Genomic DNA, 15,224 nt, shown 5'->3' with positions numbered 1-15,224 from the left:
GGGCAACTTCACGCCCTGTCACTGCGTCCTTCATATGCCGCTTCCTTCCGAAGAGAGAGTCTGCGATGCGAGGGCGGCAAGCCTCACCACCCGCAGCTATCTATCCTGAAAGAGTGTGCATTAGCCTGAACAGGAGAAAATTCCGAAATACAGCGAGCCACTGATTCAAAATGCATAAAATTGCGAAAAATACGCCTCTGACTGATATCCGGCAAAGGCCAGCCGCTGCAAAGCGATGTGTCGTGATGAGAGCGTCGGCTCAATGGCGCGCCCACCTACCCAGCACCGCGATCGCAACTAGCCCCCCGCGCCCCATAAAATTGCGCCCCGCGCGGAATAAGCGCCCAGGCGCGCGTGTTAGTCCATCGTCTCCACCCAACGCGGCGGCATATCATGGCTTTGCAGAGGCTGCACGACGAGCGGCCGGTATCCGAAGGCGACATCCACGCCTACACAGACGGTTCGCTGGCGCATGACCGGATCGCGCGTGTGCGCCACTATCTGGCGACGCGTCCCGGTGAATGGCATCGGATCCTGTTCTACCGGCGGCTCAATGCCCAGCTTCGTCACTCATTCGGTGAAGCTGAGCATGAGCACGCCCCCGAAGTGCTGTCCGGAACGCGGCGGCCCGCGCCGGCGCGTCGGCGCAGGGCCGCGGCTGGTGGCGTCGCCCGCCACCGGGCTGTCGCGCTTGCGCTCGCCTGCCTGGTGGCCGGCGCGGCGCTGGCGTGGCTTGCCGTTTCCGAGCCCAGTGCCCAGGTTCTGAACGACGCGGCGGTGATGGCGCTCATGGAGACCGGCAACGCTCCCGACGCAACGGCGTCCGCGCAGGATTCGCCCGGCGCGCCGCTCGCCGATTCGCTCGTGCCGGTTCCGCCGGCCAGCGTCCCGGCGCCGTTCGACCTCGCGCCGGCGGGCTTGCGGCTCGTGGCCTCCGGCACGGTCGAGCTCGGGCTTTTCGCGCGGGCCGGCCGGTGGATCTACGAAAGCGGTGAAGGTCGGCCGGTTGTGCTGCTCGCCTCGCGCGCCTGGTTCGCGCATGCCGAGCCACAATGGAGCGCCCGGCGCGTCGGCAATCTGCGCTTGCTTGGGTGGACGGGGCATGGCGAGCGCTGGGTGCTGGCCGGCGATGCGCAGACGCGCGGCCTGATGCGCGCGGCGGACCTCGCCACGCAGGAGCAGCCGGCCCGCGACGCAGCGGTCGCGAATGAGGCGCTCCCACGATGAGTGCTCAAATGAGGACGGCGAGGATGCAACATGGACATCCGTGACGAGCTGATAGAACACGTGCCGCGCCTGAGGCGTTACGCCCGCGCGCTGATCAACAACCGCGAGCTCGCCGACGATCTCGTGCAGGACACGCTCGAGCGCGCGCTCGGGCGCACGGCGCTGTTTCGCGCGGGCACGGACCTGCGCGCGTGGCTCTTCACGATCATGCACAACCTGTTCGTGAATCAGGTGCGCAAGTCGGCGTCGCGTGGCACGCACGTGAGCGTGGACGACGAGAGCGTGCCCGAGACCGACTACGCGGTGCCTGCGTCCCAGACCGGCACGCTCGAGGTGCGCGATCTCGACTTTGCGCTGCAGCGGCTGCCGGACGAGCAGCGCGAGGTGGTGCTGTTGGTTGGGTTGGAGGAAATGAGTTACGCCGACGTGGCGCTGGCGCTCGACATCCCCATCGGTACGGTGATGTCGCGGCTTTCGAGGGGACGTGAGCGCCTGCGCGCGCTCATGGCCGGTTCCGTCCCGCGAGCGAATTTGAAGGTGGTGCGATGAGCGACCAACATAATCCCGTGACCGAAGAGGAAATCCACGCCTACGTGGACGGCACGCTGGCGCAAGCACGCCGCGCCGACGTCGAGCGCGAGCTCGAACGCAATCCGGAGCTTGCGGCGCGCGCGAGCGACTTCTTCGCGCTCAACAATCTGCTGCACGAGCGTTACGACCGTGTGCTGAGCGAACCGGTGCCCGCGCGTCTGCGCGTCGAGTCCGCAGGCGCGGCGCATGCCGCATCCGCCGGGCCGGCCAGGCGCCACGCGCGTGAAGCGGCAAACTGGCCGAAGTTCGCGGGCCTCGCGGCGGCACTGGTGCTGGGCGTGGGCATCGGCTGGGGCACGCACTATGGCGCGGACGTGCTGGGCGGCGCAGCGGGCCGTGGCGACCCGCATGCGGAACTGCATACGGTCAGCGCGGACTCGACCATGAACTTCGTGCACGAGGCTGCGCTCGCGCACGTGGTCTACATGCCCGAGGTGGAGCGGCCGGATTCGATGGGCGCGCGCCAGGAACAGGATTTTGTGCAGTGGCTCGCGAACCGGCTCGGCACCAACGTGCATGCGCCGATGCTGGAGAAGAGCGGCTTCGAGCTCTCGGGCGGGCGTTTGCTGCCGGGCGCCGACGGCGATGTCGCGCAGTTCATGTATCACAACGCGCAGGGCGAACGCGTGACGTTGTGCATCTCGCACCGCAAGGCAAGCAGCAATACGACTGCGTTCAAGCTCTATCAGGACGGTCCCGTGAACGTGTTCTACTGGATCGATGGCGACTTTGGCTATGCGCTTTCGGGTGGTATCGATCGCAAGGTGCTATTGCAGCTCGCCCATGATGTGTATGCGCAATTGACGCCGCGCTGAGCGTGCGGCGTAGATGTTGCAGAAGCTCACCGGCCAGACATTTCGAATTCCTGATCGTGTGGATGGGTCTCGCGGCTGCAATCGAATCGTTCGATTCAACGCTGCCGACATAGACACGAACACGCCGTGGACAGGAGTTATTCCGCGCGGCTTTGTATCCTCATGTAGCGATCGGGAACCCAGGACATCGCGCGCCGCATCCTCACCTGAGCTTGACCGCAACGAAGCTGCGCGCATGGTTTCGCTGGATCAGCACTTCCATGCTCTTCGTCGCCTTTGCCTCGAGGGCGGCGGCCTGGTCCTGCGTTTCGACCAGCGTCTCGTCGAGCGTCAGCACGACGTCGCCGGGCCGCACGCCCGCTTTCGCGGCGGGGCCGATCGAGTCGTCCACCATCAGCCCTAGTGGAAGCCCGGTCGAGCGCTTTTCGTCCTCGGTCAGGGCGTGCATGACGAGGCCGAGCCGATCCGCGGCGTGGCTCGGCGCCGTGGCCGTGGCGGGTTGGGTGCTCGCGTCCGTCATCACGGCTTTCACGGCCCTGACGTCGTTTACAGTCGTCGCGTCGGCCGCCGCCGGCGTGGCGGCGACGGCTGTCACTGCAGGCACGGCTGCCACGGGTGTCACGGCCGGCGCGTCGGTGGCTTCGGCAAGCTGCGCTGCCTGGGCCGGCTGCGCCGCTGGTGTCGCTTGCGCGGCTTGTGCCGGCTGCGCTGCCTGCGCGGCTTGTGTTGCCGGTGCCGGCGGCACCGCCTTCCTCACCCGCTTCGCTTGCGCCGACTTCGGATCGACGGCGGCGTTCTTGAAGCCCGCCTGCGCCGGCTGCCGGTTACGGATCACCCCGAGCGAGGCTTTCGTGGCGGGCGGCACGGCCGCGAGCTGTTCGGCGAGCGCCGCGGCCCCGTCGACCGGCTTGTCGCCCACCCGAATGATGACGTCGCCGGCATTCACGCCCGCAGCGGCGGCCGGCGAGCCCGGATCGACGGTGTCGACGAGCGCGCCGCTCGCGCTCGGCAAGCCGAGCGCCGCCGCGATCCCCGGGCTCACGTCCTCGACTTGCATGCCGAAGGTGTGGGTCGTGCGCGCAGTGCCGCCGCTGCCTGCGTCGGCGGGGGCAGCGGGGTCGGCAGTGGCCGGGGCCGCGGCAGCGGGCGCCGCCTTGAGCGCCGCCTGCAGCTGCGCGCGGAACTGGTTCGCCGCTTCGATCGGAATCGCAAACGTCAGGCCCTCGTAGTGGCCGCTGTCGGCGTAGAGCTGCACGTCGATGCCGATCACTTCGCCCGCGCGATTGAACACGGGTCCGCCGGAGTTATCGGGGTTGACCGCCACATCGGTCTGCAGGAACGGGAACGCGTTGCCGTTGGGCAGCGTGCGCGAGGTGGCGCTGACGATGCCCGTCGTCACGGTGTTCTGGAAGCTGTCGGGCGAGCCGATCGACAGCACCGGTTCGCCGGCGCGCACCTTCGACGAATCGCCGAGCTTCACGAACGGCAGATTGTGCGCATTGGCGATCTGCAGCACGGCCACGTCGCTTTGCGGATCGACGGCGACCACCTGAGCCTTGAACTCGCGCTTGTCGGTCAGCAGCACGGTCACTTCATCGGCGTTGTCCACGACGTGCGCCGTGGTGAGCACGATGCCATTGCGGCTGACGATGAAGCCGGAGCCCGCGCCCGTCATCGCGCGCGGGGCGCCGGGCTGGCCGTCGGCGGGCGGCTGCGGCGCGCGCTTGAAGAACGCGAAGAACGGGTCCGTGGCATCGATGGCTTCCTGCTCGGGCGGCGCGGTCTGATCGTCGGTACCGCGCGCGATCACGTGCACGACTGCGGGACCGTAGCGCTCGGCGAGCGAGAAGAAGTCCGGTGTCGCCATGGCTGCGGGCGTGACGCTCGCGCGGAGGGAGGCGTCGGGCGCGGCGGCACTCGCCGTAGCGGGCTTGTCTGCGGCAGGGGTGCTGGCCTTCGCTCCGGTGGGCGGCGGGACCGGTGTTGCCGCGTTAGCCGGAGGGCAAAAAGTGCTGGCGAGCGCCAGCGTGAGCGCGGCCGCGGGGCGCGAGGTGCGGGCGAAAATCAGGCGGAGCACAGCACACCTCCCAGTGGCAATCGTGCTGACGGGCGCAGACCGGGATGCATTTGTGATGCAAGCGGACGCCGTCAAAAATAGTGTAGTCACACGGCGCGCAGAGTGGGGGGGAGGGTTTGTCCGGTAGCGAACGGAAAGGCTGGCGTCGGGTTCAGGACTGCTTTTTGACTGCGTTTTTTACCGCTCATCGCGTGCTTTTCCAGCGCTTCGCGGCATGACTATTTGATGAAGGATCAGGCCGATTTGAAGGGGGGGAAACCGCGGGTCGCGCAAGCGTGGACAGCGATCGCCCGGAAGACTCGTGACAGGCATTGCGCGGCTTTGGACGCCGTCAGGCTCCGCCGTCGACGCAGCGCGTTCTGATGCGTCTGCAACGAATGCTGGCGCTCAGCCCGGCTCGATCCGCCGCGCGCCGGCCGGGTGAAAAATGCGCACTGTATACTGGGCGCTCGACTTCCTTGTCACCGCGCGCGCCATGCCCGTTCCCCAGCCTGCCGACGAACCCGCGATCGTCCCGCCCACAGCGCCAGCCTGTGACGCGCCCGGCAACGACCACGCGCTCGCCGAGCCAGCCGCCGGGGCGTGCGCCGTGAGCGGTCTCGATTCCCTGCTGGATGCGTTGATGCGCCTCGTCGCCGGGCATTTCGGCGTGGCGGCTGCATGTGTGCTGCCCGGCGATGCGGCGGCGGGCGCACCGGGATGGCCCGGCGCCGGCGCGGAGGGGGCGGGCGTCGGCGCGGAGGGGACGGGCGTCGGCGCGGAGGGGACGGGCGTCGCCACATCGAGCGTTGCGGCGCCGCTGCGCGAGGCACTGTTCGAAATCCGGCGCGCACAGCGGACGATCGGCACGAACGGCACGCTGGCGCCCCACGACATCGCCAACGCGGGTGAGCCGTTGATCATCAGCGATCTCGGGACGGACCCCGCATGGCAGGCGTGCCTGTCCCGGGCGAGCGCGCTGCCGTTGCGCTTCGTCGCCGCCTGGCCGCTGCGCGGGGCGCATGGCGATCACTTGGGCAGTCTGTGCCTGCTCGACCATGCGCCGCGCGAGCTTTCACTCACGGATCGTGCGAGCCTCGACGACTTCACGCGCGTGATCGCGGCACTGGCGGCGCAGGAAACGATCATCGAAGCGCAGGGCGCGCACGCAGCCGCCCATGGCGCGAGCGCCGCAGCGCCTGCCGCCGAAGCCGGGCTGCATGGAGAGATCGAAGCGCTGCGCGCCCGCGAGCATCTCCTCGCGCTCGCCATCGCGGGCAGCGGCACGGGCATCTGGGACCGCGATGTGGCCAGCGGGGAGATCCGCTATTCCACGGGCTGGAAGGCGATGCTCGGCTATGCCGACGACGAGGTGACCAACCGCATCGAAGACAGCTACCGGCGCCTGCATCCCGACGATGTCGACTACGTGAAGGCGACGATGCAGGCCCACTTCGAAGGCCGCACCGACCAGTACGAAGTGGAGCACCGCATCCGCTGCAAGGACGGCAGCTACAAATGGATCTGCAGCCGCGGCAAGGTCACCGCGCGCGACGGGGAGGGCCAGGCGCTGCGCATGATCGGCACCACGACCGATGTGACGTCGATGCACGAGATGGCCGAGCGCCTGCGCGAGTCGGCCAGCCTCGTCACCAATCTCACGAACGAGGTGCCGGGCCTCGTGTTTCAGTGCCGCCGCACGCCGGACGGCCACATGTGCATACCTTACGCGAGCGCGGGCATTGCGGAGATCTACGAGCTCGCGCCGGTGCACGTCGCGGCGCACACGCGCGCGATCGAGGCGCTCATCCACGCCGACGATCTCGACGCCTGGCGCGCCTCGTTCGCGGCCTCGGCGGCCACGCTCTCGCCGTGGCACCTCGAATACCGCGTGTGCCTGCCGCGCCAGGGGCTGCGCTGGCGGCAGGGCGATGCGAAGCCGCAGCGCCATGCCGACGGCACCATCGTCTGGCACGGCTTCATCACCGATGTCACGGAGCGCAAGCGCATCGAGGCCGAGCTGCACGAATTCGCCACGACCGACGGCCTCACGGGCCTCTCGAACCGGCGCCACTTCATGGCGCGGCTCGACGCGCGGCACGCGCTGTTGCGCCGCGCGGGCAGGGCGAGCGTGGCCGTGCTCATGTGCGACCTCGATCATTTCAAGTCGATCAACGACCGCTTCGGTCACGCAGTAGGCGACGAAGCCTTGCGCCATTTCGCCAGGGTCCTGCGCACGCATGTGCGCGCGGGCGACGTGGCCGGCCGCATCGGCGGCGAGGAGTTCGCGGTCTTGCTGGACGGCGCCGATCTCGATGGCGCGTGCGCGATCGCGCGGCGCATCCAGGACCGCATCGCCCGCGAGCCGCTCGAGTGCGGGGCCGGCACGGTGGCGCTCACGGTCAGCATCGGCGTCACGCAGATGCACGCTGGCGATCCGAGCGCCGAAGCCGCGCTCTCGCGCAGCGACGTCGCGCTTTATCGCGCGAAGAAAGACGGGCGCAACCGCATCGAGTGCGCCTGAGTCGCGCCGCTCCAGGCGAGCGGGCGGCGTCCGTGCACGGCACGGTCAGCTCTTCATTCTGGCCCTTGGTGTAACGTTCCCGCAGGCCGATACTTTTCGTGCGCCGGTGGCCCAGCGCCGTTTGCCGTGTTCGCCGCGTTCGCGGCGCATGCTTTCCAAGGGTGTCGCCGGACGCCGCCGCCTGGTGGCAGGGAGGCGCATTTGCCGGAGTTCGATTCCAGGGCGTCGCCGAAATTGCAGCCCAGCGCGCAGTCCCGCGCGAGGCGCATTTGGGTGCGCGCCTCGCAGGTGGGGGTGATGGTGCTCGCAGCGGCGCTGCCGGTGCTGCTGTGCGTGGCGTTCACGCGTTACGAAGCGGTGCGCCTCGTACGCAGCGAGGCCGAGCTGGCCTCGAACTTCGTCGTCGATCAGGTAGTGGCGATTGCCGCGCGCGCACGCAATGTGGCACAGGGCGTCGTGCCGCGCGCGGCCGAGCCGTGCTCGAAGTTGGCGGCCGTGCTCACGCTCGCTACGGCCACGGAACCCTATATCCGCACGCTCAATATCGTCGACGGCGACCGTCTCTCCTGCTCCTCGGCGCTCGGCCAGCAGTCGATCGCGGCGCACGTCTTCATGACCGGCGATGGACGCATGCCGCGCGGCGACTGGCTCGCGATCGTGCCGCGCACGCCGATGGTGACCGATCGCCCGGCGCTGCTGGTGGGGGTGCGGGCGCCCGGTGCGCGCGCCGTCGTCGCCGTGGTCGACTCGCAATATCTGCTCGACCTGCTGCACGCGGCCGCGCCGCTTTCCGCCTATCGCCAGGCTGAGCTGCGCGTGGGCACCGGCACCTCGCTGCGCGAGCCGAGCGCCGATACGGCGGCGGCCTCCAGCCCGCTTGTCGCCGACACGCGCAAGCTGTTCGCCAGCAGCGTGATCGACCTGCGCCTCTACGGCGAGCCCGCGTACCTGAACAGGGAATGGGGCGCGCTGCTGCTGCGCTACATGCCGTGGGTGGTGGCGTTCTCGGGGCTGCTCGCGTGGCTCGTGCACCGCGCGCAGCGCAACCGCCAGTCGCGCCGCGAGCAACTTCTGCGCGCGATCCGCGCGGGTGAATTCCATGTTGAGTATCAACCGCTCTTTGGCGTCGAGTCGGGGCGCTGCGAAGGGGCGGAGGCGCTGCTGCGCTGGGTCCGGCCGGGCATTGGCGCGGTGCGTCCCGACGAGTTCATTCCCGGCGCCGAAGAGGACGGGGTGATCGTGCCGCTCACGCAGCATCTGCTGAAGCTGATCGCGCGCGACGTGATGTTGTGGGGCACGCGGCCGGGCTTTCACCTGGGCATCAACTTTGCGCCGGAGCATCTCTCGGGCGCGGATCTGCTCCCCGACGTGCGGCGCTTCCTGGGGACGATCGCGGGACGCCGGATCCAGACGGTGCTGGAGATCACCGAGCGCTCGATCATGCGCAACACCGAGCAGGCGCGGCGCAATCTGGAGGCATTGCGCGCCGAGGGCGTGCAGGTGGCGATCGACGATTTCGGCACGGGTTTCTGCGCGCTCTCGTATCTCGAGAAATTTCCCTTCGACATCCTGAAGATCGACCGGGGTTTCGTGCTGACGATCGATGCCGAAGGGCGCAGCGCCGTCGTGCTCGATGCAATCATTGGCCTTGCGCACAGCCTGGGCGCGCGCCTCGTGGCCGAGGGCGTGGCCTCGCAGGCGCAGTTCGATTATCTGCGCGCACGCGGCACGCACTACATTCAGGGCTTCCTTTACGCGAAGCCGATGCCGTCCGACGTCTTCAGCCGCTGGTACAGCGGCGCCGGCAGCGAGGTGTCCGCCGATCCGGCGGTGATGCCGGGGCACTGACGCACGAGCGCCGGAAACGCTATCCCAGCGGCGTGATTTGCTTAGCGCGATTCGTTACTTCTGCTCGCACGGCGTGACAGGTAGCATTTTTTGCATGCACGCAGCGCACTTTTTTCCATCGCGCGCGAAAACTTCACGCTACGCATCCACCATGACCCGCGAAAAGACGACCCCATCGAACCACCGCGAGCGCCGCCGCGCCGTGCTTGTCGCGCTAGGCGCCGCGCTGGCCGGCGCGGCGCTGCCCGCCTGGGCGAAATTTCAGCCCGACCAGTTCCGCATTGGCTACCAGAAGGCCGCGAGCACGCTCGTGCTGCTCAAGGCCAACGGCGCGCTCGAGAAGCGCCTCGCGCCACAAGGCATCAAGGTGACGTGGAACGAGTTTCCTGCCGGGCCGCAGCTGCTCGAGGGCTTGAATGTGGGCGCGATCGACTTCGGCTATGTGGGCGAAGCGCCGCCGGTGTTCGCGCAGGCAGCGGGTGCGGATTTCGTCTATAGCGCCTATGAGCTGCCCACGCCGCATGCGGAAGGCGTGGTCGTCGCGAAGCAGTCGCCGATCCGGTCGGTGGCCGACTTGAAGGGCAAGAAAATCGGCCTGAACCGCGGCTCGGACGTGCACTGGTTCCTCGTCGCGCTGCTGCAGCAGCACGGCCTTGGCATGCACGACGTGCAGACCGTCTGGCTCGCGCCCGCCGACGCTCGCGCGGCGCTGCAAAGCAGCGCCATCGACGCATGGGCGATCTGGGATCCGTTTCTGGCCGCCGTTCAGGCGCAGGATGGCGCGCGCCTCGTCGCGGATGCCAGCGGCGTCGCGAGCCATCACCAGTTCTTCCTGAGCCAGCGCGAGTTCGCGCAAAAGCGCGGCGAGGTGATCGCGATTGCACTCGACGAGCTCGGCAAGACGGGACAATGGGTGCGCCAGAACACGGCGGCCGCGGCCGCGCAACTCGCGCCCATTCAAGGTCTGGACGCCGCGATTATCGAGACCGGGCTCAAGCACTATGCGCACGAATACCGGCCTATCGACGCGGCCGTGCTCGCGGACCAGCAGAAGATCGCCGATACGTTCTACGACCTCAAGATCATTCCGCGCAAGGTCGTGACGAAGGATGCGGTGCTGGCTTAAAAAAAGCGGGCGGCTGTCGCAGCCGCCCGCCTCAAACATGAGTAGCCGGGGGAGTTAAAGCCGCTCAGTGCGGCGACGACCAACCCTTGTAGCCGCCGACGTTGTCACGCGTGATGAGCTGGGGCGTCATCTCGATCATCGGATTGGCGGGATTCTTGCCATTCATGATGTCGTAGCCCACTTGCACGGCCGTCTGTGCCATCTTCCACGGATCCTGGCTCGCCGAAGCCTGGACCATCGTGTCGCTCTTCAGCGCCGTTTCGATATCGGGCGCGCCGTCCACCGAGGTGATCACGATGTTGCTGCGATGCAGCTGCTTCGCGGCCAGGTCGCTGCCCACGGCCTGCGGGTCGTTGATCGTGAACACGCCGGCAACTTGCGGGAAGCGCGTCAGATAGCCCTGCATCGCGTTCATGCCGCCTTCGCGCGAGCCTTTGCCGTCCTGGTCGTCGGAGAGGATCTTGATGCCGGGCGACTTCGCGAGCACCTGCTTGCAGCCGTTCACGCGGTCGATCACGGCCGAGACCTGCGGGCCGTTCTCGATGATCACATTACCCTTGCCGTTGATCTTCTTCGAGAGGTACTCGCACGAGATCTGGCCGGCCTTAACGTTGTCGGTCTGCACGGTGGCGTTGGCGCCCGCGGCCGCCACGTCCACGGCCACCACCACGATGCCCGCGGCGCGGGCCTTGCGCACGGCCGGCTCGATCGCCTTGGGGTCGGAGGCGTTCAGCAGGATCATGTCGACGTGGGCCGAGATGAAGTTGTCGATCTGCGTGAACTGCTTGTTCAGGTCGTAGTCGGCGGACACGGCCGTGACTTTCGCGTTCGGGTTGAGCTGCTTGGCCTTTGCCTCAGCGCCCTGCACGATGGTCACGAAGTAAGGATTGCCGAGTGAGCCCACGGTGATGCCGATCGACTTCAGTTGCTTGTCGGCGGCGTGCGCGCCTTGCAGGGCGAAGCCGAGTGTGAGCGCGGCAGCGGCGCGAACCGCGAATGCAGCCTTTTTCTTGAACATGAGTATGTCTCCAGAGGGGTCCAGTTGTGTGTGTCGTGCAGTGCGGGTGCAGGAGGACCGTCTGCGCCCGCTTTCAGGCAGGAAGTTTCTGGTGCCGGGCGCGGGCCCGTGAGCGGTATCAGGTACGGGCCGAGCCGCGCTGGCGATAGCGGTCGAGCGCCACGGCGCCGACGATCACGAGGCCCTTGATGATGTATTGCCAGATGTCCGAGACGCCGAGCAGCACGAGGCCGTTCGAGAGCACCGCGATGATGAGCGCGCCGATCAGCGTGCCGACGATCGAGCCCACGCCGCCCACGAAGCTCGTGCCGCCCAGGATCACCGCGGCGATGGCGTCGAGTTCATACGACTGGCCGAGCTGCAGGCCGTTGGCGGCGTAGAGGCGGGCGGCCGACATCACCGCGCCGAGGCCGGCGAGCAGGCCCGAGACCGCGTAGACGAACAGCTCGATGCCGCGGACCTTGATGCCCGAGAGGCGTGCCGCTTCGGGGTTGCCGCCCACCGAGTAGATATGCAGGCCGAGCACCGTGCGGCGCAGCACGAACCACGAGACGGCCACCACCACGAGCGCGATGATGACGAGCCAGGGCACGCCGAACACCGCGCCGTTGCCGATGAAGGCGAACGACAGTTGCGGGTTGAAGATGGTGGTGTCGTGGCCCATCAGGCGAGCGATGCCGCGCACGGCAGTGAGCGAGCCCAGCGTGACGATGAAGGGGGGCAGGCGCAGGACCGAGATCAGCGCGCCGTTGATGAGGCCGAAGCCGAGGCCCACGCCGAGCGCGGCGGGAATGCCGAGCCAGCCCCAGCCCGCGATGGTCGAGCAGAGCATGGCCGCGACCGCCGAGGCGGCGAGTATCGAGCCCACCGAGAGGTCGATGCCGCCCGTGAGAATCACGAAGGTCATGCCGGCGGCGAGCACGATGTTGATCGAGGCCTGCTGCGTGACGATCGAGAGGTTCTGCAGCGTGGCGAAGCCGTCGGTCAGGAAACCGAAGCCGATGCACAGCAGCACGAGCACGGGCAGCATGCCTGCCGTGCGCATGAGCGATTTCATGCGTGCGCGGTGACCGTCGACAGCGCTGCTGCGAGTGGCCTGGGCCGCTTGCGCGGGCGACGCTGCAACGCCATGGCGGGGGAGAATGTGCTTCATGATGTCGTGCTCCTCAATATCTCTTCGTCGGGTGCGTCAGAATCAGGCGGCCTCGTCCAGCGCGCCTTGCGAGCCGGTGGCGAGTTCGATGATGGCTTCCTGGGTGATGGGCTTGCCGGTGTAGCCGCCCAGCTCTCCGGCGAACACGCCTTCGCGCATGACGAGCACGCGGTCGGCCACGCCGATGATCTCGGGCAGCTCGCTCGAAATCACGATGATGCCCACGCCGGTTTTGGCGAGATCGTTGATGATGCGGTAGATCTCCGACTTCGCGCCGATGTCCACGCCGCGCGTCGGCTCGTCGAGGATCAGCACGCGCGGCTTCGTTTCCAGCAGGCGCGAGAGCAGCACCTTCTGCTGATTGCCGCCCGAGAGCGCGCCCACGTTCACGCGGGGGCTGGGCACGCGAATCGAGAGCGCGCGGATGGAATCCTTCGCGCGCGAAGAGCCGCGCGCGAGGTCGAGCACGCCGAAGCGCGCGTCACGTCCGGCCACGGCCACGTTGATGTTGTCGCGCACGCTCATGTCGAGAAAGAGGCCCTGGTGCTTGCGGTCCTCGGTCAGATAGACGAGGCCCGCCTCGATGGCGTCGCGCGGCCCGTGTACGGTGAGCGTGCGGCCATCGATGGCGATATCGCCACGCGCACGCGGCTCCGCGCCGAAAATGAGGCGCGCAAGCTCGGTGCGGCCCGCGCCCACGAGGCCCGCGATGCCCAGCACTTCGCCCGAATGCAGGTCGAGGCTGCAGCCGCGCACGCGGTTGTGGTCGGCCACGTCGCGCACGGTGAGCACCACCTTGCCCGGGTCGTAGGGCGCGTGTTCCTTCTTGTAGAAGCCCGAAATATCGCGGCCCACCATCATGCTCACGAGGCTTTCCGCGCTGAGCTCGTCGCGCATCAGCGTGCCTACATAGCTGCCGTCGCGCAGAACCGAGACGCGGTCGGAGAGCTCATAGATCTCGGCCATGCGGTGGCTGATGTAGATGATTGCGAGCCCGTCCTCGCGCAGCTGGCGCACGAGCTTGAAGAGGCGCTCTGTCTCGCGCGAGGAGAGCGGCGTGGTGGGCTCGTCCATCACGATGATGCGGGCGTCGCTATGCACGGCGCGTGCGATCTCCACCAGCTGGCGCTCGGCGATCGAGAGCGAGCCTACCAGCGTCGTGGGCCCAAAGCTGGCGCCCAGACGCGTGAGCACGTCTTCGCAGCCGCGCTCCATGGCGGCGCGGTCGACCGTGCCGAAACGGCCGCCGCCACGGCGCAGTTCACGGCCGGCGTAAATGTTTTCGGCAACGGAAAGATTCGGCGCGAGGCTCAGCTCCTGGTAGATGACCGCCACGCCCAGCTCGCGCGCGGCGAGCGGGCCGTCGATCACGACCGTCTTGCCGTCGAGCAGGATCTCGCCGCCGGGATCGGCCTGATAGGCGCCCGAGAGAATCTTCATGAGCGTGGATTTGCCTGCGCCGTTCTCGCCCATCAGCGAGTGGACCTCGCCGGGCCAGACCGAGAGGCGCACTTTGTCGAGCGCGCGCACGCCGGGAAACGTCTTGCTGATACCCCGCATCTCCAGCAGCGGGGGCGTCGATTCAGAGCGCGACATGGCTCATCTCCTGCGTTTGTGCGCCGGCGCCCATCAGGATGCCCGCACGTGGCGAAAAGTTGTAGAACATGGGCAGCGTGGCGGCGCCGAGCGCACCCGCGTCGGGGCCGAAGGTGCCGCGCACCAGCGTGGGCGTGCCGCGCGCCTCGGGCGCGGTGGCCGCCACGGCCACGCGCAGGCGCTGCATGAGCGTGTCGATGAGGCCCGCATCCACGTCGGCGTCGAGCACCACGGCCGGCACGTCGAGCACGCACAGCGCGGAGCGCAATGCGGGCGCGAGCGCATCGATGCAGTCCTCGAGCCATTCCTCGACGGCCGGATGGCTGCGCGCGATGCACGCTTCGATATCGGCGCGGTTTTCCACTTTCTCGCCGTGGTACTGCAGATGGCGGCGCAGCGCGATGAGCGAGGCGCGCGAAAGCAGGATGTCCCACTTGGCCACCGGCTTGTGCGCCGAAGGCAGCGCGCTCGGCGGCACGGGCATCACGGCGAAGTCGCCCGCGTTGCCGGTGAGGCCGCGCACGCAATCGCCGTCGATGGCGATGCCGCCGCCAATCGCCGGGCCGAGAAAGAGGTAGAGGAAGTCGTCGCGCTGGCGGCCGCAGCCGTAGAAAATCTCGGCAATGGCGGCGGCGTTGCCGTCGTTTTCGCTGAACACGGGCAGCCCGATCGCACGGCTCAGATCGCCCGCGAAATCGACGTCGCTCCACGCGCGGAACGCGTCGGCGGGCAGGCCCAGCTCGCGCATCCAGCTGTCGAGGTTGTACGGCTGCGCCACGCCAATGCCGGCGAGACGGCTGCGCTCGGCCTTGCTGAGCAATCCTGAGAGTTCGCGGATATCCTGCTGGACGATTTCCTGCACCGCGGCGGGCGGCGGCAGCAGCATGTCGTGCGAGCGGCGCTCGATCATATGGCCCGCGAAGTCCACGAGCACGGTTTCGATGTTGGTCCGGTCGAGGCGCACGCCGATCGCGAACGCGCCGCGCGGCGAAAGGCGCAGGAGCGAGGCGGGCTGGCCGCGTCCACCGTCCAGACGCCGCCCGCTCATCTCGATCAGGCCATTCTCCGTAAGCGAAGTAATGATGCTGCCCACGGCCGTGCTGGTGAGATTCGCAAGGCGGGCGAGATCGGCCTTCGAGGCCTCGCCGGCGCGCCGCAGCGCCTGCAGCAACAGGCGCTCGTTGAAGCGGCGGACATTGGCCGAGTTGCTGCCCTGACCGACATGCGGACTTCTCACGTGTCTCCTCCAGTTAGGCCAGCAGCCCGGTGC

The 15,224-nt window shown here is 68.1% G+C and carries 11 protein-coding genes; 6 read left to right on the top strand and 5 right to left on the bottom strand.

Going from position 1 to position 15,224, the window contains the following annotated elements:
• Nucleotides 1–393 precede the first annotated feature (393 nt).
• The 3 genes from BO1_RS50510 to BO1_RS10560 are packed head-to-tail and all read left to right on the top strand — an operon-like array spanning nucleotide 394 to nucleotide 2,633.
• Nucleotides 394–1,227 (top strand): anti-sigma factor, encoded by an 834-nt coding sequence (locus BO1_RS50510; RefSeq protein ID WP_043284409.1) that lies wholly within the window; start codon nucleotides 394–396, stop codon nucleotides 1,225–1,227.
• A 30-nt stretch (nucleotides 1,228–1,257) separates the two neighbouring features.
• Nucleotides 1,258–1,776 (top strand): sigma-70 family RNA polymerase sigma factor, encoded by a 519-nt coding sequence (locus BO1_RS10565; protein WP_028217535.1) that lies wholly within the window; start codon nucleotides 1,258–1,260, stop codon nucleotides 1,774–1,776.
• On the top strand, nucleotides 1,773–2,633 hold the full coding sequence (locus BO1_RS10560) for an anti-sigma factor family protein (protein WP_028217534.1): 861 nt from the start codon (nucleotides 1,773–1,775) through the stop codon (nucleotides 2,631–2,633). The genes BO1_RS10565 and BO1_RS10560 overlap by 4 nt, the downstream gene beginning before the upstream one ends.
• A gap of 202 nt (nucleotides 2,634–2,835) precedes the next feature.
• On the opposite strand, the gene BO1_RS61025 is transcribed toward BO1_RS10560, so the two are convergent.
• Nucleotides 2,836–4,710: a trypsin-like peptidase domain-containing protein gene (locus tag BO1_RS61025; protein WP_245643760.1), complete on the bottom strand. Its 1,875-nt coding sequence runs from the start codon at nucleotides 4,708–4,710 to the stop codon at nucleotides 2,836–2,838.
• Between the two features lie 427 nt (nucleotides 4,711–5,137).
• Between BO1_RS61025 and BO1_RS50505 the strand changes: the two genes are divergently transcribed.
• From BO1_RS50505 to BO1_RS10540, 3 genes are all read left to right on the top strand, one after another.
• On the top strand, nucleotides 5,138–7,213 hold the full coding sequence (locus tag BO1_RS50505) for a sensor domain-containing diguanylate cyclase (protein WP_245643759.1): 2,076 nt from the start codon (nucleotides 5,138–5,140) through the stop codon (nucleotides 7,211–7,213).
• A gap of 273 nt (nucleotides 7,214–7,486) precedes the next feature.
• Nucleotides 7,487–9,061: an EAL domain-containing protein gene (locus BO1_RS10545; protein WP_156992197.1), complete on the top strand. Its 1,575-nt coding sequence runs from the start codon at nucleotides 7,487–7,489 to the stop codon at nucleotides 9,059–9,061.
• Nucleotides 9,062–9,212: 151 nt separating this feature from the next.
• Nucleotides 9,213–10,187, top strand: a complete 975-nt coding sequence (locus BO1_RS10540) for a sulfonate ABC transporter substrate-binding protein (RefSeq protein WP_028217531.1) — start codon at nucleotides 9,213–9,215, stop codon at nucleotides 10,185–10,187.
• 64 nt (nucleotides 10,188–10,251) lie between these two features.
• Here BO1_RS10540 and BO1_RS10535 read toward each other — a convergent pair whose 3' ends face one another.
• The 4 genes from BO1_RS10535 to BO1_RS10520 form a co-directional block, all read right to left on the bottom strand.
• Nucleotides 10,252–11,205: an ABC transporter substrate-binding protein gene (locus BO1_RS10535; protein ID WP_028217530.1), complete on the bottom strand. Its 954-nt coding sequence runs from the start codon at nucleotides 11,203–11,205 to the stop codon at nucleotides 10,252–10,254.
• Nucleotides 11,206–11,323: 118 nt separating this feature from the next.
• Nucleotides 11,324–12,358, bottom strand: coding sequence for an ABC transporter permease subunit (locus BO1_RS10530; RefSeq protein ID WP_028217529.1), 1,035 nt, complete (start codon nucleotides 12,356–12,358; stop codon nucleotides 11,324–11,326).
• Between the two features lie 42 nt (nucleotides 12,359–12,400).
• Nucleotides 12,401–13,954 carry a sugar ABC transporter ATP-binding protein gene (locus BO1_RS10525; protein WP_028217528.1) on the bottom strand — a complete coding sequence of 518 codons (1,554 nt, stop codon included), beginning with the start codon at nucleotides 13,952–13,954 and terminating at the stop codon, nucleotides 12,401–12,403.
• On the bottom strand, nucleotides 13,941–15,191 hold the full coding sequence (locus tag BO1_RS10520; RefSeq protein WP_028217527.1) for an ROK family transcriptional regulator: 1,251 nt from the start codon (nucleotides 15,189–15,191) through the stop codon (nucleotides 13,941–13,943). The genes BO1_RS10525 and BO1_RS10520 overlap by 14 nt, the downstream gene beginning before the upstream one ends.
• Between the last annotated feature and the right edge of the window lie 33 nt (nucleotides 15,192–15,224).

The sequence above is a fragment of the Paraburkholderia oxyphila NBRC 105797 genome, from assembly GCF_000685075.1.
GTDB classification, from domain to species: Bacteria; Pseudomonadota; Gammaproteobacteria; order Burkholderiales; family Burkholderiaceae; genus Paraburkholderia; species Paraburkholderia oxyphila.
Note: the sequence above shows the minus strand (reverse complement) of the source record. Positions and strands in the feature narration are given on the sequence as shown.